This is a genomic window from Microbacterium sp. NPDC089190 (genome assembly GCF_040701795.1).
GTDB lineage: Bacteria > Actinomycetota > Actinomycetes > Actinomycetales > Microbacteriaceae > Microbacterium > Microbacterium galbum.
Window position 1 is genome coordinate 646,989 of sequence record NZ_JBFBHF010000002.1, and the last position, 18,634, is coordinate 665,622.

At 70.3% G+C, this 18,634-nt stretch carries 22 protein-coding genes; 6 read left to right on the plus strand and 16 right to left on the minus strand.

The genetic code is table 11. The features are described from left to right. Positions 1–27: 27 nt before the first annotated feature. Entirely contained in the window at positions 28–507 is a 480-nt protein-coding gene (locus AB0230_RS08995) for a hypothetical protein (protein ID WP_315995082.1), read from the minus strand. Between the two features lie 106 nt (positions 508–613). Here AB0230_RS08995 and AB0230_RS09000 point away from each other — a divergent pair, with 106 nt between their 5' ends. From AB0230_RS09000 to AB0230_RS09010, 3 genes are read left to right on the plus strand one after another with little or no spacing between them, the layout of a single operon-like run. Next, complete coding sequence (locus AB0230_RS09000; RefSeq protein ID WP_315995083.1) at positions 614–1,102, plus strand: YajQ family cyclic di-GMP-binding protein; 489 nt, start codon at positions 614–616, stop codon at positions 1,100–1,102. Between the two features lie 22 nt (positions 1,103–1,124). Beyond that, positions 1,125–1,766: a dihydrofolate reductase family protein gene (locus tag AB0230_RS09005; protein WP_363390739.1), complete on the plus strand. Its 642-nt coding sequence runs from the start codon at positions 1,125–1,127 to the stop codon at positions 1,764–1,766. After that, complete coding sequence (locus AB0230_RS09010) at positions 1,763–1,900, plus strand: hypothetical protein (RefSeq protein WP_167494239.1); 138 nt, start codon at positions 1,763–1,765, stop codon at positions 1,898–1,900. The genes AB0230_RS09005 and AB0230_RS09010 overlap by 4 nt, the downstream gene beginning before the upstream one ends. Positions 1,901–1,942: 42 nt before the next feature. Here the strand turns inward: AB0230_RS09010 and arr are convergent, their stop codons facing one another. Together arr and AB0230_RS09020 are read right to left on the minus strand one after the other, a co-directional pair. After that, positions 1,943–2,350: an NAD(+)--rifampin ADP-ribosyltransferase gene (gene arr / locus AB0230_RS09015; protein ID WP_363578290.1), complete on the minus strand. Its 408-nt coding sequence runs from the start codon at positions 2,348–2,350 to the stop codon at positions 1,943–1,945. A 35-nt stretch (positions 2,351–2,385) separates the two neighbouring features. Continuing rightward, positions 2,386–2,904 (minus strand): SGNH/GDSL hydrolase family protein, encoded by a 519-nt coding sequence (locus AB0230_RS09020; protein ID WP_366375286.1) that lies wholly within the window; start codon positions 2,902–2,904, stop codon positions 2,386–2,388. Here AB0230_RS09020 and AB0230_RS09025 point away from each other — a divergent pair. After that, complete coding sequence (locus AB0230_RS09025; RefSeq protein WP_366375288.1) at positions 2,885–3,196, plus strand: hypothetical protein; 312 nt, start codon at positions 2,885–2,887, stop codon at positions 3,194–3,196. The genes AB0230_RS09020 and AB0230_RS09025 overlap by 20 nt on opposite strands. On the opposite strand, the gene AB0230_RS09030 is transcribed toward AB0230_RS09025, so the two are convergent. From AB0230_RS09030 to AB0230_RS09040, 3 genes are read right to left on the minus strand one after another with little or no spacing between them, the layout of a single operon-like run. Beyond that, positions 3,177–3,317, minus strand: coding sequence for a hypothetical protein (locus AB0230_RS09030; protein ID WP_315995088.1), 141 nt, complete (start codon positions 3,315–3,317; stop codon positions 3,177–3,179). The two genes, AB0230_RS09025 and AB0230_RS09030, sit on opposite strands and share 20 nt — an antisense overlap. Positions 3,318–3,368: 51 nt before the next feature. Further along, a complete protein-coding gene (locus AB0230_RS09035; RefSeq protein WP_363390752.1) occupies positions 3,369–5,075 on the minus strand; it encodes an AMP-binding protein in 1,707 nt (568 codons plus the stop codon). Between the two features lie 20 nt (positions 5,076–5,095). Further along, positions 5,096–6,058: an alpha/beta fold hydrolase gene (locus tag AB0230_RS09040; protein ID WP_366375290.1), complete on the minus strand. Its 963-nt coding sequence runs from the start codon at positions 6,056–6,058 to the stop codon at positions 5,096–5,098. Positions 6,059–6,153: 95 nt separating this feature from the next. Between AB0230_RS09040 and AB0230_RS09045 the strand changes: the two genes are divergently transcribed. Further along, complete coding sequence (locus tag AB0230_RS09045) at positions 6,154–6,777, plus strand: DUF6518 family protein (protein ID WP_366375292.1); 624 nt, start codon at positions 6,154–6,156, stop codon at positions 6,775–6,777. Positions 6,778–6,789: 12 nt separating this feature from the next. Here AB0230_RS09045 and ugpC read toward each other — a convergent pair whose 3' ends face one another. From ugpC to AB0230_RS09085, 8 genes are all read right to left on the minus strand, one after another. After that, positions 6,790–8,058 (minus strand): sn-glycerol-3-phosphate ABC transporter ATP-binding protein UgpC, encoded by a 1,269-nt coding sequence (gene ugpC / locus AB0230_RS09050; RefSeq protein ID WP_363390759.1) that lies wholly within the window; start codon positions 8,056–8,058, stop codon positions 6,790–6,792. Positions 8,059–8,069: 11 nt separating this feature from the next. Beyond that, positions 8,070–8,918, minus strand: a complete 849-nt coding sequence (locus AB0230_RS09055) for a carbohydrate ABC transporter permease (RefSeq protein WP_315995096.1) — start codon at positions 8,916–8,918, stop codon at positions 8,070–8,072. Next, a complete protein-coding gene (locus tag AB0230_RS09060; protein ID WP_307387111.1) occupies positions 8,918–9,859 on the minus strand; it encodes a sugar ABC transporter permease in 942 nt (313 codons plus the stop codon). Before AB0230_RS09060 ends, AB0230_RS09055 begins: the two co-directional genes overlap by 1 nt. Positions 9,860–9,885: 26 nt before the next feature. Further along, on the minus strand, positions 9,886–11,151 hold the full coding sequence (locus tag AB0230_RS09065) for an extracellular solute-binding protein (RefSeq protein ID WP_315995097.1): 1,266 nt from the start codon (positions 11,149–11,151) through the stop codon (positions 9,886–9,888). Positions 11,152–11,397: 246 nt separating this feature from the next. Continuing rightward, a complete protein-coding gene (locus AB0230_RS09070) occupies positions 11,398–12,771 on the minus strand; it encodes an FAD-dependent oxidoreductase (protein WP_366375295.1) in 1,374 nt (457 codons plus the stop codon). 42 nt (positions 12,772–12,813) lie between these two features. Next, positions 12,814–13,875 (minus strand): polyprenyl synthetase family protein, encoded by a 1,062-nt coding sequence (locus tag AB0230_RS09075; protein WP_315995099.1) that lies wholly within the window; start codon positions 13,873–13,875, stop codon positions 12,814–12,816. Between the two features lie 62 nt (positions 13,876–13,937). After that, a complete protein-coding gene (locus tag AB0230_RS09080) occupies positions 13,938–14,657 on the minus strand; it encodes a demethylmenaquinone methyltransferase (RefSeq protein WP_363390766.1) in 720 nt (239 codons plus the stop codon). Positions 14,658–14,666: 9 nt separating this feature from the next. After that, the gene (locus AB0230_RS09085; RefSeq protein ID WP_363390769.1) at positions 14,667–15,230 is read right to left on the minus strand and encodes a DUF402 domain-containing protein; all 564 of its coding nucleotides are present in this window, start codon (positions 15,228–15,230) and stop codon (positions 14,667–14,669) included. 249 nt (positions 15,231–15,479) lie between these two features. Here AB0230_RS09085 and AB0230_RS09090 point away from each other — a divergent pair, with 249 nt between their 5' ends. Beyond that, a complete protein-coding gene (locus AB0230_RS09090; protein WP_315995274.1) occupies positions 15,480–16,694 on the plus strand; it encodes a chorismate-binding protein in 1,215 nt (404 codons plus the stop codon). A 1-nt stretch (position 16,695) separates the two neighbouring features. Here AB0230_RS09090 and AB0230_RS09095 read toward each other — a convergent pair whose 3' ends face one another. Together AB0230_RS09095 and AB0230_RS09100 are read right to left on the minus strand one after the other, a co-directional pair. Continuing rightward, the gene (locus tag AB0230_RS09095; RefSeq protein ID WP_363390772.1) at positions 16,696–17,553 is read right to left on the minus strand and encodes a PPK2 family polyphosphate kinase; all 858 of its coding nucleotides are present in this window, start codon (positions 17,551–17,553) and stop codon (positions 16,696–16,698) included. 147 nt (positions 17,554–17,700) lie between these two features. Continuing rightward, positions 17,701–18,630, minus strand: coding sequence for an NADP-dependent oxidoreductase (locus AB0230_RS09100; protein ID WP_366375298.1), 930 nt, complete (start codon positions 18,628–18,630; stop codon positions 17,701–17,703). Positions 18,631–18,634: the final 4 nt, after the last annotated feature.

Below are 18,634 nucleotides of genomic sequence, written 5' to 3' on the forward strand. Positions count from 1 at the left end.
GACACGGAGCCGTGGCGCCTGCCGGTCTCACTTCGTCACCGTCACCCAGGCCCGTTCCGTGTCCGAATCGACGGTGAGCACGACCTGCACGGTGCCCGACAACCCGACGCCGTACGTGTTCCCCTGCGGCGCCGAGGAGTCGCACCGGAACGTCCCGCTGGTCAGCACGGCACCCTCCCCGTCCGGGGTGGAGTCGCGCAGCGCATACGTCATCCGTTCCCCTCCTTCGCATTGGCCCGAGACCGTCAGCGCGTCGCCCGCGTCGAAGGCGTCGGAGAGCACGGTGTCGGTGGTGTTCACCCCGTCGACCACTTCGAAGACGGCACGGGCGACCTCGGCGGGCCCGGCGGAAGGCACCGCGTACGGACGGGGGGTCTGCGACACCGGCGTGGCGGTCGGCGCCGGGGAAGGCTCGGTCGCCGGTTCGGCGTCGGGTGCGCACCCCGCGGCTCCGATCACCACCAGAGCGAGCACGGTCAGGACGATGGGTGTTCCACGCACGGCCATCACCCGACGCTAGGCGCGACCGCGCCGGGTGTCGAGGCGCTGTGCGTTCGAGGGACACGACGTCCAGCCCCGGGACGCCACTCCTGCGCGCCGGTACCTTTGGATCATGGCTGACTCATCGTTTGACATCGTCTCCAAGATCGACCGGCAGGAAGCCGACAACGCCCTCAACCAGGCGCACAAAGAGGTCGAGCAGCGCTACGACTTCAAGGGCACCGACGCCTCCATCGCGTGGAGCGGCGAGTCGATCGTCATCAAGGCGAACTCCGAGGAGCGCGCGAACGCCGTGCTCGACGTGTTCCAGACCAAGCTCATCAAGCGCGGCATCTCGCTCAAGAGCCTCGACAGCGGCGAGCCGGTGCAGAGCGGCAAGGAATACCGCATCACCTCCACGCTGAAGGAGGGCATCTCGCAGGAGAACGCGAAGAAGATCGGCAAGATCATCCGCGACGAAGGCCCCAAGGGCGTGAAGTCGCAGATTCAGGGCGACGAGCTGCGCGTGCAGTCGAAGTCGCGCGACGACCTGCAGGAGGTGCAGCGCCTTCTCAAGGCCGCCGACCTCGACGTCGACCTGCAGTTCACGAATTACCGCTGAGCCCGTCCGCGGGGAGGATGACATGGCCGTCCGCGTCGATCTGAACATCTCCCTCGACGGCGTCGCCGCGCCCGCCGATCCAACGCCCGAGAACCCCATGGGCGCGGACTGGGGCCGGCTCGTCGAGGACTACATGGCGACGCGCACGTTCCGCGCGCGCGTGTTCGGCGACGCTTCCGGTGCCGGTACCACCGGGATCGACGACCGCTATGCCGCCGCGTACTTCGAGGGCATCGGCGCAGAGGTGATGGGGGCCGCGATGTTCGGCCTCCATTCCTTCCCCGACGACCCCGACTGGCGCGGATGGTGGGGCGACGAACCGCCGTTCCGTGTGCCCGTCATCGTGCTGACGCATCGACCGCGCGAGCCGATCTCGTTCGCCAACGGCACGCGCTTCGAGTTCTCGTCGGAGGCGATCTCGGATGCCGTCGCCCGAGCACGCGATCTCGCCGACGGCGCCGATGTCCGTGTCGGCGGCGGACTCTCCACCGTCCGCGCCGCGCTGGCCGCCGGTCTCGTCGACCGCCTGCATGTGGCGGTGCGCCCCGTGATCCTCGGTCGCGGCGGCCGCCTGTGGGACGACCTCCCCGGTCTCGACACCGGCTACACGGTCGCCTCGGAGGTCGCGGAGAGCGGCGTCGTCCACGTGACCTTCTCGCGATGAGCCGGCCGCTCGACCCCCTGACCTGCCCGACGTGCGGCGATCCGTTGCGCTTCGAGATCCTCGACGACGAGCGCTTCCTCGTCGCGTGGTCGTGCGTGAACTGCGGCCTGATCCGCACGACCGAGCCGGTGTGACCGTGCCGCGGGCGCGACGAGAACCGACGCCCGGGCCGGCCGTCAGTTGATGATCTCGGCGTTCTCGTCGCGCAGCGTCGTCAGGCGCTCGCGCCACGAAGCCAACGCCTCGGGGGTGAGTCGCGTCCAGTCGTCGCGCTCCGCGACGATGCGCAGAGGGGACGTGGTGCGGAACGAGCGGGTCGGGTTGCCCGGGAACTTCTTGTCGGTGACGTTCGGGTCGTTCTCGAAGGCTCCCAGTGGTTCGACCTCGTAGACGCGGGGTGGCGCGTCTCCGGGGATGATCTCGGCGGCCAGGCCGGCCCCGTCGAGCAGCGCCGTGAAGTAGACGTGGTTCATCACGATCTCGGGGCGGTAGTTCGACCGGAAACCGGGGGTGAGGAGGTCGCCCACGCCGAGAGCCGCCTTCGTGCCGTGGAAGAACGGACCGGGGTCGAGCACGTCATCCATTCCGTGAGTGTCGCACGTTGCGTGGCGAACGCGCGTCAGTACGTCAACGCCGCCAGGACGGCATCGGCGATCGCCCGGTGCCCGGCGTCGTTCGGGTGGAACTCGTCGCCCGCCCCGGCGAAGGTGTCGCGCCCCGCGGGCCCGTGGAAGTCCGCGTTCGCGAACGGTTCGGCGAGCGACACGTACACGCCGGCGCGCGCGGCGCACGTGCGCGAGACGACCTCGTCGTAGGCCCGGCCGTCGGCGGTCCAGGTGCCGAGGCACACGAGCCCGGCCCGGGGGGATGTCGACCGGATGCGATCGAGCAGGCCCGCGTACTGCTGCTCGAAGTCGGCGAGAGGGGTCGGCACGCCGACGTCGTTGGTGCCGAGCTCGACGACGGCGACTCCGACGTCGGCGGGCACGTCGGTCACGGCCGCCACCGTCGACAGCGTCTGCTGCGCCTGCGCGGCACCCGTGATGTCGACCCGTCCGATCTCGGCGGCCACCAGGTGGATGAACCCCTCGTCCTTGGTGGTGGCGAAGAACCCGGCGGTGAGCGAATCCCCGGCCACGAGCATGCGGACGCTCTCGTCGCCCTTCCGCTCGACGAGCACGGTTCCCGGCCGCGCCGTCGGCGTCGGCGTCGGAGTCGTAGTGGACGTCGGCGTCGGGGTGGGCGTCCGGGTAGCAGATGCGCTCGGCCGGGGGGACGCGGATGCCGCGGGGGCCGTCTCCGGCGCGTTCCGTCCGGCGGAGATCACCACGGCGGCGACACCGACGACGGCCGCGACCGCGACGACGCTGATCGTGACCGTCCAGGCCGCTCGGGGACGCAACGAGGGACTCAGCCCTCGATGCCGTTGATCATCTGGGTGATCTCGCGCTCGGTGTCGCGTCCCACGTTGCGTTCCTCCTGCAGCGAGGGCATGTCGCTCTCGTCGTCGACGGTGGGGTTCTCGAAGGGCTGCTTCTTCTCGTGGTCCATGTACCGATGCTCACATGTCGGCGGGCGCGATGCGAGGGGTTGCGGGCCGTGTCATCCGCGAAGGGAATCGTCGCGCCACTCCACGCAGACCACCTCGCCGCGGAACACCGCCTCCTCCCGCTGACGCAGTTCGACCCGGCGGATCTTGCCCGAGATCGTCTTCGGCAGATCGAAGAACTCCACGCGACGCACGCGCTGGAAGGGAGCCAGGCGCTCGCGCGCGAAACGCAGGATGTCCAGCGCCACCTCTTCGCCCTCCTCGTGCCCGCCCGCCAGCACGATGTACGCCTTGGGGACGGCGAGGCGCAGGTCGTCGGGGGCGGGGACGACCGCGGCCTCGACGACGGCGGGGTGCTCGATGAGGACGCTCTCGAGCTCGAACGGACTGATCTTGTAGTCCGACGCCTTGAAGACGTCGTCGGTGCGGCCGATGTAGGTGATGCTGCCGGTCTCGTCGCGGCGGGCGACGTCGCCGGTGTGGAAGAGATCGTCGGCGAACGCCTCGGCGTTGCGCTCGGCATCCCCCACGTACCCCGTCATGAGGTTGACCGGGCGCGCGGACAGGTCGATGCAGATCTCGCCCTCGTCGGTGCGCTCACCGGTCACCGGATCGACCAGCACGACCGGGCACCCCGGGAGCGGACGCCCCATCGACCCCGGCACGAGGTCGGCGCCGGGCGTGTTCGCCACGACCGCCGTCATCTCGGTCTGCCCGTAGCCGTCGCGGATGTCGAGGCCCCACGCCCGCTGCACCGAGGCGATGACCTCGGGATTGAGCGGCTCGCCCGCCGACACGACCTCGCGCAGCGCCCCACGGCGGCCGGTCAGGTCGGCCTGGATGAGCATGCGCCACACGGTCGGCGGAGCGCAGAAGGTCGAGACACGGTCGCGCTCGAGCTCGGCCAGGAGGCGCTCGGCCGAGAAGCGCGTGTAGTTCAGGGCCAGCACTGTCGCGCCCGCGATCCACGGCGCGAAGAACAGGCTCCACGCGTGCTTCGCCCATCCCGGAGAGCTGATCGCCAGGTGCACGTCGCCGGGCTGCAGTCCGAGCCAGTACATGGTGCTGAGGTGTCCGACCGGGTACGAGGCGTGCGTGTGCTCGACGAGCTTCGGCTTCGACGTCGTTCCCGAGGTGAAGTACAGCAGCAGGCGCTCATCGGCGGTGGTTCCCGGATGCCCTGCCGGCTCGGCATCCTGGAGGAAGGCGTCGTCGTACGAGACCCAGCCCGGGTGGGTTCCGCCCACGACGATGCGGCCGAGGCCCTCGGGCAGGTCGTCGAACTTGTCGGCGTCGGCGGCTCCCACCACGACGTGGCGGATGTCGGCGCGCGCGATGCGGTCGCCCAGGTCGACGCGGCCGAGGGCGGTCGTGGTGGGGGCGATGACCCCGCCGAGCTTCATGATGGCGAGCATCGCCTCCCAGAGCTCCACCTGGTTGTTCAGCATGAGCAGCACGGCGTCGCCGCGAGCGACGCCCTGCGACGACAACCAGGCCGCGACCTGATCGGAGCGACGCGCGAGCTCGTCGAAGGTGCGCTCGTGGTGCGTCTCGTCGTCGTCGACCACGATGAGCGCCGTCGCGTCGTTCCCCCGCGCCATCGGGTCGAACCAGTCGATCGCCCAGTTGAACGGCCCCTCGAAGCGGGGCCACGCGAAGGCGGCGGCGCGCGCCGGGTCGGTGCGGGCGGCGAGGAGTTCGTCTCGGGCGGCACGGTAACGCTCGGTCGCGGACGTCGACGCGGATGCGGTGGGGATCATGGTGCTCCTTGGATCGCGTTCTACGCTAGACCCGTCATCCCCCTCCGCAGCGCCGCGTACGCGGCATCCCGCGCCGCGGGCGCCGACAGGAACACGTCGTGCAGCGCCCCGTCGATGCGGGCCAGGGTGACGGTCGCCGAGATGCGGGTGGCGGCTCGCGCGATGTCGTCGACGACGAGCACCGAGTCGCTCGAGAGCATCGCGTCGCTCCAGCTGAGCGCCGAGGTCGACCGCTTCGACAGCAGCACGAGGGCCGGGCACCCGACGTCGAGCCCGGATGCCACCCGCGCGTGCCCCGCGATGATCGCCGCGAGCCAGCCGGGGTGGGTGGGGAAGCCCTGCGCCGGACGCCATCCGTCGGGGGCGTCGGGCAGCGTCCCGATCTGCCGCTGAGCGCGGGTGTAGAACCCCAGATCGACGACCGGATGGGTGCCGAGCGGGTCGAGCCGGGCGCGGACGTTCACGATCGGCGCGAGCGCCTGACGCCCGAGCGGGCCCAGCTGCAACTCGAGCCACGGGCTGTTCAGCACGAGCAGATCGGCCACTCCCGGGTGTCGCGCCGCCCACAGCGTGAGGGTCAGGCCACCCGTGCTGTGCCCGAGCAGCACGAGGCGACGCCCCTCGCCGGCGGTGCCCATCGCATCGAGGGCCGCGGCGATGTCGGCGTCGTAGACGTCGAGCGACACGGTGTAGCCGGGTGTCTGACCGGGCCGGAGGCTGCGACCGTACTTGCGCAGGTCGAGGGCGTGAAACCGCGCGCCGCGATCGGTGAAGAAGTGCGCGAGGTCGGTCTGGAAGAAATAGTCCGACCACCCGTGCACGTACAGCACGTCGACGTCGCGCCACTCCCCGAACAGGCGCGCGCCCGGGTGGGGACGTGAGCGCACGAGGGTGGCGACGACCTCCCCCTCGTCGTCGGGGCGCAGCGGGAGAGAACGCTGCTCGAAGCCCTCGCCGAGGACGTCCGGATGCCACTCGCCCATCGCCTCAGCCTACGGCGGCGATATCCGCCTCGAGGATGACGCAGCGCCCTCTGCCGGCGGACGCGCGGACGGCCGGGTCTTCCTAGCGTGGGAACGTGCACCCCCGCCACTGGTTCGTCCCCGCTCTCTCCGTCGCCGCCGCCTCGCTCGTCCTCGGAGGACTGACGAGCGTCGGCCAGACCGTGCTCCCCGCCGCCCTCGTGTCGTTAGCCAACTCGGCCGGCGGCTGGACGATGCTCGCGTTCGGTCTGGTCTGGCTGACGCGCGCGCGTCCGCCGGTGGCCGCGGCGCTGGGCATCGTGTCGTTCGTGCTGCTGATCGAGGGCTACCGGATCGTTTCGGGCTGGCGCGGTTTCTTCTACGCCGAACCGTTCCAGGACACGTTCACGTTCATCGGAGTCTTCGCCGGGCCCGTGGTCGGACTCTCGGCGTCCCTTCTGCGCAGAGGTGCCGCCGCGTGGAAGCCGTTCGCCGCCGCGCCCGTCGCCGCGGTGCTGATCGGCGAAGGGGTGTACGGCCTCACGGTCGTCGCCTCCTCGACGAGCCCGGTGTACTGGGTGGTGCAGATCGTGGCCGGGCTCGCGCTGATGGCCGCCGCCGTGCATGCCGCGCGACACCGGATCGTGCCCGCGGTCGTCGGCGTCGTCCTCGCGCTCGGCGGTGCGGCGGCGTTCATCGCCTTCTACCTCTGGTTGGGGCAGCTCGGCTCCGCCGGCTGAGGACCGGGACGGTCAGCTCGACGCCGAGGCCTCCTCGCGCGACGCCCGTTCCTTGGCCCGCTCCAGCGCGCGCTTGCGTGCGGCCCGGGCGTCCTCCTCGAGCTTCTCGGCCTTCGCCTCGTCGCGCGTGAGGTTCACGCCCGTCTCCGGGTCGAACAGGTGCAGCGAGTCCGGCGAGAACCACAGGCGCGCCGCGTCTCCCGCGCGGATGGAGCTCATGGCATCCAGGGCCACGACGAGTTCGGTCCGCAGGCTCTCGCCGTCGAGGTCGCGGTCGAGCTCCGACAGCTTCTCCTTCACGGTGGCGTCGGTCTCGTACGGCACGTAGGCGTAGAGCACCTCGCCGAGCCATTCCGTCATCTCGATGTCGAGCTCGGCGGTGATCCCTCCCGCGAGGTCGCGCTCGGTGGCATCCGCGTCTTCGAAGGCGTCGGGACGCACCCCGACGATGACGAGGTCGCGGCCCTCGACCGCTTTGCGCAGCCGGTCGTCGAGCGGCACGTCGGCGATGGGCAGGCGCAGCACGTCGCCGTCGACCGTGCCGCTGAGGAAGTTCATGGGCGGCGACCCGATGAAGCCCGCGACGAAGAGGTTCACCGGCTGGTCGTAGAGCCCGCGGGGGCTCGCGACCTGCTGCAGCTCACCCCGGCGCAGCACCGCGACCCGGTCGCCGAGGGTCATGGCCTCGGTCTGGTCGTGCGTGACGTAGACGGTCGTGATGCCGAGCGAGCGCTGCAGCCGCGCGATCTCGGTGCGCATCTGCCCGCGCAGCTTCGCGTCGAGGTTCGACAGCGGCTCGTCGAAGAGGAACGCGCTGGCGTTGCGCACGATCGCGCGCCCCATCGCCACGCGTTGGCGCTGACCGCCGGACAGGTTCGCGGGCTTGCGCTCGAGGTGCTCGTCGAGCTCGAGCAGCTTCGAGGCGCGTCGCACGCGCTCGTCGATCTCCTTGTCGTCGAGGTCGCTCGACTTCAGACGCATCGGGAAGGCGATGTTCTCGTAGACCGTGAGGTGCGGGTACAGCGCGTAGTTCTGGAAGACCATCGCGAGGTTGCGGTCCTTCGGCGCTTTGTCGTTGACGACCTCGTCGGCGATCTTGAGCTCTCCGTCGGAGATGTCCTCGAGACCGACGATCATGCGCAGCAGCGTCGACTTTCCGCAGCCCGACGGCCCGACGAGGATCACGAACTCCCCGTCGGCGATGTCGAGGTCGACGCCCTTCACCGCGGTGAAGCCGTCGTCGTACGTCTTGACGATCCTGTTGAGAGTGATGGATGCCATGGACTCGCTCCTTAGCCTTTGACGGCGCCCTGCGTGAGACCGGACACGATCCGGCGCTGGAAGATCACGACGACGATGACGATGGGGATGGTGACGACGATGGCCGCGGCCGAGATCGCGCCCGTGGGTTCCTCGAACTGCGAGGCCCCGGTGAAGAACGACAGGGCCGCGGGCACCGGGCGGGCGGCATCCGTCGATGTCAGCGAGATGCCGTAGACGAAGTCGTTCCACGCGATGAAGAAGGCGATGATCGCGGTGGTGAACACCCCGGGAGCCGCGAGCGGCACGACCGTCTTGCGGAACGCCTCGAACGGGGTCGCGCCGTCGACCTGCGCGGCCTGCTCGAGCTCCCACGGGATCTGGCGGAAGAACGCGGCGAGCGTCCAGATCGAGATGGGCAGCGTGAGCGACAGGTACGGGATGATCAGGCCGAGCCACGTGTCGTACAGGCCGATCACGCGCCACAGGTTGAACAGCGGCGTGACGATCGACACGATCGGGAACACCGAGACTGCGAGCGCCGTGGTGAGGATGATGCGCTTGCCGGGGAAGTCCAGGCGCGCGATCGCGTAGGCGCAGAGGGTCGCGAGCACCACGGCGATGAAGGTCGCGATGAGCGAGATGCCGATCGAGTTGCGCAGGGCCGGGAGGAAAAGGTCCTGCGCGCTGCCGCCCGGGGCGAGGATCGTGGCGTAGTTGTCGAGCGTCCACTCCTGCGGGAGGAGCGTCCCCGAGAACAGGCCCGCCTGGGTCTTGAACGACGTCATCGCGATCGAGAAGACCGGGAAGAGCGACCAGACGAGCACGGCCGCGATGATCACGAGCCACATGATCCGCTGGGGCCAGGTCATTGCGCGCATCAGGAGTTCCTCCCCGCCGACAGGTCCACTTTGAAGCCCTTGATGAAGATGCCGGCGATGATCAGGACGCTGAGGAACAGCAGCACCGAGATCGCCGAGCCGAGTCCGATCTCGAGGCGCCCGATCGAGGTGTTGTAGGCCAGCAGCGACAGCGCCTCGGTGTCGTTCGCCCCCGCGGTCATGATGAAGATGTTGTCGAAGATGCGGAACGCCTCGAGCGTGCGGAAGAGCACGGCGACCATGATCGCGGCCTTCATGTTCGGCAGGATCACGCGGCGCAGCACCTCCCAGCCGGTGGCCCCGTCGACCTTCGCGGCCTCCTCGAGGTCGCCGGGCACCTGTGCGAGACCCGACAGCAGCAGGAGAGAGATGAAGGGCGTGGTCTTCCACACCTCGCTGAGGATGATGACCGTGAGCGAGGTGCCCTGATAAGCGAACCAGTTGAGGTTCTCGTCGAACCCGGGGATCCACGACAGCCAGCTGTTGACGTACCCGCCGGAGTTGATGTCGAAGGCGTAGAAGAACGCGAAGGCCGAGACGACGGTGATGATGCCGTAGGGCACGAGGATCGCCGTGCGGGCGAAGCCGCGGAGCTTCTTGATCGCGCGGTGCATGACGAGCGCGAACCCGAACCCGATGATCAGTTCGAGCAGCACCGTGACGACGGTGATGAACAGCGTCACGCCCATCGACTGCCAGAAGGCCGGGTCGCCGAGGATGACCTGGTAATTGCGGAACCAGATGAACTCGCGGTCGTCGGGCGCGGTGAGGCGCAGGCTGAACAGCGAATCCCACAGCGCCTGCACGATCGGGTACAGCGTGACCAGGAGCATGATGCCGAACGCGGGGCCCGCGAGCATCCAGCCCAGCCGGGCCTCCGCCCGCGCGCGGTCGGAGCGGCGCTTCTTGGGCTTCGCACCCGGTTCCTTGTCGGCCCGGATCTTGCCGGCCGCGGCGATTTCGGCGGTCACAGCAGTCGCTCCCCTCTGAGCACCGCGAGGATGAAGTCGGTCGAGGTCTGCGGCGTCGTATCGGGGGTGACGGCGTTCGGCGGATGCCACGTGCGCTGCAGCCCGATGGAGATCTCGTTGTAGTAGGGCGTCTGCGGTCGGGGCGCACCCAGCTGCAGGGACTCCGCGATCGTGGATGCCATCGGGAACTTCTCGTTCACCTCGGCGTCGTCGTACGCGGCGAGGTTGGAGGGCGGGTTGCCGTTGGTGACGAAGTACTGCGCCTGATTCTCCGGGGTCACGATGCACTGCACGGCCTGCCAGGCGAGGTCGACGTGCTCGCTGTACGCCCCGACGCCGAGGTTGATGCCGCCGACGGGAGGGGCGGCCGGGGTGCCGGCATCCACTCGGGGGTACACCGCCCAGCCGAGGTCGTCGACGACCTCGGGAGCTGCCCCCTGCATGGCCGGGTAGACGAAGGGCCAGTTGACCATGAACGAGCCGTTGTCGCCCTGGAAGAGGTTCATGCTCGCGTTCTCATCCGCGGTCGGCAGCCCCGCGCCGCCCAGGCCCGAGGAGCCGATGCGCCCGATGATCTCGGCGGCCTTCTTGCCCGCGTCGGACTCGAGTCCGAGCTGCATCTCGTCGGGCTTCGCCTCGGGGTCCTCGAGGATCTTCCCTCCGCCCGACGCGACCAGGGCGTTGATCCAGACCGTGAGCGACTCGGCGAGGGCGCCCTGCACGCCCAGCTGCTTGTTCTGGTCCTCGGCGGCTTGGATGATCTGGTCCCAGGTCACGGGCTGCGTCATGTCGAGGCCCGCGGCCTCGGCGACCGACTTGCGGTACCAGAGCAGCTGCGTGTTCGCCCAGAAGGGCACCGTCACCAGCTCGCCGTTCCAGCTGGCCGACTGCACCGCCCCCTCGACGATGCCGTCGGTGTTCTGCAGGTCGTCGGGAACCGGCGCGAGGAACCCGGGCTCGGCGAGCTCGGGGATGAACGGCGGGTCGAGGCTCATGATGTCCAGCGACCGGTCACTCGCCGCCAGACGGCGGGCGAGCTGCTCGCGCTGCGAGGCGGCATCGCGCGGCAGCAGCGAGGTCTCGATGCGGTACGCCCCGTCGGCGGCCTCGGTACAGGATGCCGCGATCTCGGCCTGACCGCCGTCGTCGGGGTTGATGTACCAGGTCAGGGTGGGCACCCCGTCACCGGCGGAGCAGGCCCCGAGAGTGCCCGCGAGGGCCAGCGCCGAGGCTCCGGCCACGATCCGTCTCACCGTTCGCATCCGGCCCCCTCGCCTCGGTGCGGGAACCGGACGGCCCCCTCGTCGTGGGCTCCATCCTGCCGAGCAAAGGATTTTCACAGCCTCAGGCTTGCCCCCACGAGGGGCGGATGATATTCGCGAGGAGCCGCCCCGGCGGCGCGGAGAGACGGCGGTCGCGCGCTCCTGCGGGCGCGCCGGCGCGGCTGGGCCCGGACGCGGAAGAGCCGCCCACGTCGCGACGACGGGGCGGCTCTTCGCACACGCGGGTTACTCTCCGCGCGAGATCGCGATCATCTCGTCACGGGGCACGACCTTGATGCGCGCACGCTCGTGCGGCGCGCCGAGGGCCATCTCGTGCTCGTCGAGGCGGTGCCAGCCGTCGAGGTCGGTCCAGCGCACGCCGCGCTCCGCGAGCAGGGCCGGGATCGACTCCTCCTCGGGGTGCTCGGGGCGCCACCAGTCGCCCTGGTCGTTGATGACGTGGCGCACCGTCTCCATGGCGTCCGACTTGGTGTGTCCGATGAGACCGACGGGGCCGCGCTTGATCCAGCCGGTGGCGTACAGACCCGGCATGCGGGAATTCGAGTCGGCCGAGAGCACCTGGCCCTCGTGGTTGGGGATGACGCCGCGCAGTTCGTCGAACGGGATGTCCTTCAGCGGGGAACCGAAGTAGCCGACCGCGCGGTAGATCGCCTGGATCGGGACCTCGCGGATCTCGCCGGTGCCGACGACCCCGCCCTCGGCGTCGGGCCGGGTGCGCTCGTAGCGGAGGGCGGCGACGCGGCCGTCCGCGTCCTTCACGACCTCGAGGGGCTTGGCCCAGAAGTGCAGGTGCAGGCGGCGCGAGGCTTCTCCCCCGGCGTTGTTGACGCCCGGGCGGGTGCGCCACTGCTGCAGCACCCGGTCGATGACCTTGACCTGCTTGTTCGTCTCGATCGCGGTCTTGGACGCCTCGTCGTAGTCGAAGTCCTCGTCGTAGACGACCATGTCGACGTCGCGCAGCTCGCCGAGTTCGCGCAGCTCCAGGGGGGTGAACTTCACCTGCGCGGGGCCACGGCGGCCGAAGACGTGCACGTCGGTGACGGGCGAGGCCTTGAGTCCCTGGTAGACGTTGTCGGGCACCTCGGTGGGCAGCAGGTCGTCGGCGTGCTTGGCGAGCATGCGCGTGATGTCGAGGGCGACGTTGCCGTTGCCGATCACCGCGACCGACTCCGCCTCGAGCGGCCACTCGCGCGGCACGTCGGGGTGCCCGTCGAACCAGCTGACGAAGTCGGCGGCGCCGTAGGAGCCCTCCGCGTCGATGCCGGGGATGTCGAGGTCGGCGTCGCGGATCGCGCCGGTCGAGAAGATCACGGCGTTGTAGTGCTTCTTGAGGTCGTCGAGGGTGATGTCCTCGCCGAAGCGGACGTTGCCGAAGATGCGGATGTCGCCGCGGTCGAGCACCTCGCGCAGGGCCGTGATGACGCCCTTGATGCGCGGGTGATCGGGGGCCACGCCGTAGCGGACCAGGCCGTAGGGCGCGGGGAGCTGCTCGAACAGGTCGATCGACACGTCGAACTGACGCTCGGCCTTCAGCAGGATGTCCGCGGCGTAGATGCCGGCGGGGCCGGCTCCGACGATGGCGAGGCGCAGCTTCGTCATGGGTTCCTCTCGATCGCGATCGGGGGGGGTGGGGGAAAAGGGTCAGGCCGAGCGGTCGGCCACGGCGCGGGCGAAGCGCGTCAGCGCCTCGCGCACGGCACCGTCGGGCAGCGGCGCGAGAGCGTCGATGGCCTCCTGCGACCAGCGGTGCGCGAGAGCCAGGGTCTCGTGCGTGGTCTCGTGGTCGCGCAGTTCGGCGAGCGCGCCGTCGAGGATCGACGGATCGGCGCCCGCAGCGATGCGCTCCTGGCCGTCGTCGATGCGCGCGCGCAGATCGGTGGATGCCGCGTCGGAGCGATGCCCGAGAAGCAGGTACGGCATCGTCGGCACGCCCGCACGCAGGTCGGTGCCGGGCACCTTGCCCGTCTCGGACGGGTCGGGCGAGAGGTCGATGACGTCATCGAGCAGCTGGAAGGCGACGCCCGCCTTCTCACCGAAGACGACCATGGGCTCCTCGAACTCCTCGGGAGCACCGGAGTAGATGATTCCCGACTGCGCGGCAGCCGCGATGAGCGACCCCGTCTTGTCGGCGAGCACCTGCAGGTAGAAGTCGACGGGCTCGTCGCCGTCCTGCGGGCCGACGGTCTCGTGCATCTGCCCGAGCACGAGACGCTCGAACGTGTCGGCCTGCAGCTGGATCGCCCGCTCGCCGCGGCGGGCCATCAGCTGGCTCGCGCGGGCGAAGAGCAGATCGCCGGTGAGGATGGCGATGTTGTTGCCCCACACCGTCTGAGCGCTGGGCACACCGCGACGCTTGTCGGCACCGTCCATGACGTCGTCGTGGTACAGCGAGCCGAGGTGGGTCAGCTCGAGGGCCGTGGCGACCTCGACGACCTCCTTGGTCGTGCCCTGACCGAGCTGCGCCGTGAGGATCGCGAGCATCGGCCGGACCCTCTTCCCGCCGGCCTCGTAGAGGTAGCGGGCGGTCACGTCGGCGAGCTTGTCGGCGCTGCGTACCTCGCCCTCGAGCTCGCTCTCGACGCGCGCCAGTCCGGCCTCCACGGTGGAGAGGAGGGTGCGAGAACGCAGGCCGGCGAAGATGCGGTCGCTCAGGCCCAGCTTTCCCGACAGGCGGGTGCTGGCCGCAGACGGTCTCGGGGTCACGATTTCAGCCTATCCTGGCGCAGCCGGAGGCCGCCGCGGGTATCTCGACGGTTGACAGGGCCCTAGGAGGCCGGGCGGATGCCGCGGTGCAGCGCCACGATCCCGAATGACAGGTTGCGGTAGGCGACGTCATCCCATCCCGCGTCGCGCATCCAGCGCGCCAGGGTGGGCTGGTCGGGCCAGTCGCGGATCGACTCGTTGAGGTAGTCGTAGGCCTCGGCGTTGCTGCTCATGGCCTTGGCCACGACGGGGAGGACCCGGTCGTTGTAGAAGCGGTAGAGACCGTTGAACGCGCGCGACGGCGGGTGCGAGAACTCGCACACGACGATGCGGCCGCCGGGGCGGGTCACCCGGCGGAGCTCCCGGAGCGCGCGACGGGGGTCGTTGACGTTGCGCAGACCGAACGACATCGTCACCGCGTCGAACTCGCCGTCCTCGAACGGCAGGTCGGTGGCATCCGCCTGCACGAACTCCAGGTTCGGCACGTCGCCGTGACGACGGCGCCCCTCGGCGATCATGCCCTTCGAGAAGTCGGCGGCGACCACGTGGGCGCCGCTGGGCACGAAGGCCATCGACGAAGTACCGGTCCCGGCCGCGAGGTCGAGGATGCGCTCCCCGCTCTTCGGCGCCACGGCCCGCAGGACGGCCGCGCGCCACAGGCGGTCGTTGCCGAGGCTGAGGACCGAGTTGGTGCGGTCGTAGGCTGCGGCGACCTGGTCGAACATGCCGCTGACGCGCTGCGGGTCTTTGCCGAGGTCGGCGCGGTTGGGGTCGCTGCTCACCCGTCGAGTCTAGGCGCGCGCCGGGTCGTCGTCGCCGGGAGTTGCCAGCGCCGCCAGGCGTTCCAGCCAGGGACCCGTGACGTCGTCCGAGAACGGCGCCTCGCGATCGCGCACGCGTCGCTCGAGGTCGCTCGCCGTGGCGTCCAGGTGCTCCACGATGTCGAGGGGGTAGCCGTACCGCACGCGGTGCTCGTCCCACTCGTCGCGGTCGTCGATCCAGGTGCCGCGTTCGTCGGTGCGGCGCACCACGTCGAGGTCCATGTCGATGCCCCGGGGCACACCGTCGTCGTGCCAGCGCACGTCCCACGCGAGGTCGATGTAGACGGCGACCGGGTGGGGGTCGGCGTTGTGCGTGAAGGCCCAATCCCCACTCGCGGGAACGAGGGTCACGTTCGGCTGCCGGCACACGAACTCCGCCCCCGGTCGCGCGCTGCGCCAGCCCACCTGCTGACCGAACCACTCGCCCCATTCGTCGGAGCCGAGGTACACGCTGTCCTGCACCCAGTGCGGCGAACCGTCCCACTTGCGCCATTCGAAGAGCAGGCGGGTGCCGGGAGCGGGACGGTTATCCATGTTCCGGAGTCTAAATCGCACCGCGGCGCCGGGCTCTGGTCTCCACGCGAGCCACGGCGCAGGACATCTCCGTTTGGGGCGCCGGACACCCGCCGGCGCGACCATCTCGGCCGCGTCCCCTCGACGCTGTAGCATCCGGAGACCGCGCACCGCCGGGGCGAGGAGCGCGGGTCTACGCTGAAAGACGTGCTCGAACCCGCGGATGACGTCGTGCCGCGCCTGCGCGTGGTGACACGAGAGCTGGCCCCGATGGACGACGTGCTGGCGTACACGACGCCGTACGACCCGCTGTTCTGGAGCCGTCGCGGCGAATCGCTGGCCGCCTTCGGCGACCTGCTGACGCTGCGCTACACCGGCGCGCAGCCGGGCGACGCGACGATCTCCGAGCGCTGGCGCGCGATCGCGGCGGCCGCCGAGGTCGACGATCCGGTGCAGTTGCCGGGCACCGGACTCGTCGCCTTCGGATCCTTCGTCTTCGACCCGCAGTCCGAGCGCGAGAACGTGCTCCGCGTGCCGGGGACCATCGTCGGGCGCCACAGCGGCCGCGCGTGGGTCACGCGCCTCGCTTTCGACGACACCCCCGACGAGCCCGAACCCGAACTTCCGCCGCGCTCCCCCTTCGGTCCGCACTGGTCGGCGACCCTGGGCCCCGGTCGGCAGACGGCCGAGAAGTACCAGGATGCCGTCCGCCAGGCGATCGAGGCGATCGGCGCCCGCGAGGTGGCCAAGGTCGTGCTGGCCCGCGACATCGCGGGGACGGTGCCCGCGGGGTCCGACCTCCGCCGCCTGGTGAGGTCGCTGCTCGAGGGCTACCCCGACTGCTGGGTGTTCGCCGTCGACGGTCTCATCGGCGCGAGCCCGGAGACGCTGGTGACCGTGTCGAAGGGCACCGTGACCGCACGCGTGCTCGCCGGGACCGTCGCGCGCGGAGGAGACGCCGACGCCGACGTCGCGGCATCCGTCGGTCTCACGCGGAGCACGAAAGACCAGGACGAGCACCGCTTCGCGGTGCAGAGCGTGCTCAAGGCCCTTGCGCCCCACACGTCGTCGCTCGCGGCCGAGGACCAGCCCTTCACCCTCAAGCTCCCGAACGTCTGGCACCTCGCCACCGACGTGGAGGGGGTGCTGAGCGAAGACGCCTCGTCGCTCGATCTGCTCTCGGTGCTGCACCCCACCGCGGCCGTCGCGGGAACGCCGACGACCGCGGCGATGGAAGTCATCCGCCGCCTCGAGCCCTTCGACCGCGGCCGGTATGCCGGAGCGGTCGGCTGGACGGGGGCCTCGGGCGACGGCGAGTGGGCGATCGCGCTGCGGTGCGCCCAGATCGACCGCGCGGCTCCGTCGTCGCCCACCGCGCCGATCACCGCCTACGCGGGGGCGGGCATCGTGGCCGACAGCGTCCCGGAGTCGGAGCTGCTGGAGACGCGCGTGAAATTCCGTCCCATCGTCGAGGCTCTGGCCTGAGTCAGGACTCGGCGAGACGCCGGCGCTCCACCTCGACGTCATAGTCGGCCGCGGGCCACTGCGGATCGATGTCGACCAACGCGTCGATCAGCAGCTGCTGCACGGCGAGGCGGGCGTACCACTTGCGGTCGGCCGGGACGACGTGCCACGGCGCGACCGGTGTCGACGTGCGCTCGATGGCGACCTGATAGGCGTCCATGTAGTCGTCCCAGAGCTCGCGCTCGTCCACGTCGGAGGGGTTGTACTTCCAGTGCTTGTCGGGGCGCTCGAGCCGCTTCGCCAGGCGCTCGCGCTGCTCGTCCTTCGAGATGTGCAGCATCACCTTCACCACCCGGATGCCCATCTCGGCCGCCTGCGCCTCGAAGGCGACGATGGCGCCGTAGCGGCGGTCGATCTCATCCGCCGGCGCGAGGGAACGCACGCGTCCGATGAGGACGTCTTCGTAGTGCGAACGGTCGAACACCCCGATGTGGCCGGTGTTCGGCAGGCGTTTCTCGATGCGCCACAGGAAGTCGTGCGCGAGCTCCTCGGCCGTGGGCTTCTTGAACGACGCGAGCTCGACACCCTGCGGGTCGACCGCGCCGACGACGTGGCGCACGATCCCGCCCTTGCCCGCGGTGTCCATCGCCTGCAGCACCAGCAGCACCGACCCCGTGGCCGTGCCGGCCACGCTCTCCGCGAAGAGTCGCTCCTGCAGGTCCTCCAGCGGCTCCCGGCCGGCATCGAGATCGGCCTTGCCGTCGTCCTTGTCTCCGTCGTAGCCGGGCGTCGACCGCGTGTCGATGTCGGCGAGGCGGAACCCCGGGTCGACGCGCAGGGCGTCGGCGGCGGGCGTGGACCATCTCTGGCTTCTGCTCATCCCGACATGGTGCCGTGGCATCCGGGATCGATGCGAGAGGTTGACGGGATCGACCTCTGCGCGGGACGGAGCCACCGGCGGGGGCGAATCGGCGCTCGGTCCGCCGATGAACGCGATCATCACCCCTGCTGCGACTCGGAACACGCGTCAGGGTACGACGATGACCTTGCCGGCGATGCGCCCCTCGGCCCCCTCCGCGTGCAGAGCGGGCAGGTCGCTGAGCGGGATGCGGCGGGTGACGTCCACCGCGAGGTCACCCGCGTCGACGAGCCGGACGATCTCGGTGAGACGGGCCGAGTTCGGGCGGACGAACACCGTCGCCGCACGGACGCCGCGTTCGTCGTCGCCGGGGGTCGTCATGAATGCGGTGGTGCTGACGACCACGCCACCGTCGCGGACGAGGGGCACCAGCGCGGTGAATTCCTCGGGGGAGATCGGAGCGAGGTTGAGCAGCACGTCGACCGGCTCGGCGACCGCGTCCCGCAGCATGGTGCGGGTGTGGTCGACGACCTCGTCGGCACCCGCGGCGCGGACCGCCGACGCACTGCGCGGGCTCGCCGTCGCGATGACGTGCGCTCCGGCACGGCGAGCGAGACGGATCGCGTGAGCCCCCACGGCGCCGCCGGCCCCGACGATGAACAGGCGCTGGCCCGCCTGAAGCCCACCCTCGTCAAACAGTGCCTGCCACGCGGTCAGAGCGACCGAGGGGAGAGCCGCCGCATTGGCGAGATCCACCCGGGAAGGAGCAGCGGTCAGGGACCGGGCCGGGGCGACGACGTACTCCGCGGCGCCGCCGTCGCCCTCCATCGGCAGGAAGCCGATCACCGCGTCGCCCACCGCGAGGTCGTGGACGTCTTCGCCGACCGCGTCGACCGTGCCCGAGACGTCGTAGCCGGGAACGTGGGGCAGCTGGATCGGGATCGGGAGGAATCCCGCCCGCATGCCGTTGTCCGCGGCGTTGAACGCCGACGCGGCGACCCTCAGGCGCACCTGATCGGCGCCGGGCTCAGGAAGCTGGATCTCCTCTGCGCGCAGCACCTCGGGTCCGCCGATCTCGTGGAATCGCATTGCCTGCATGATG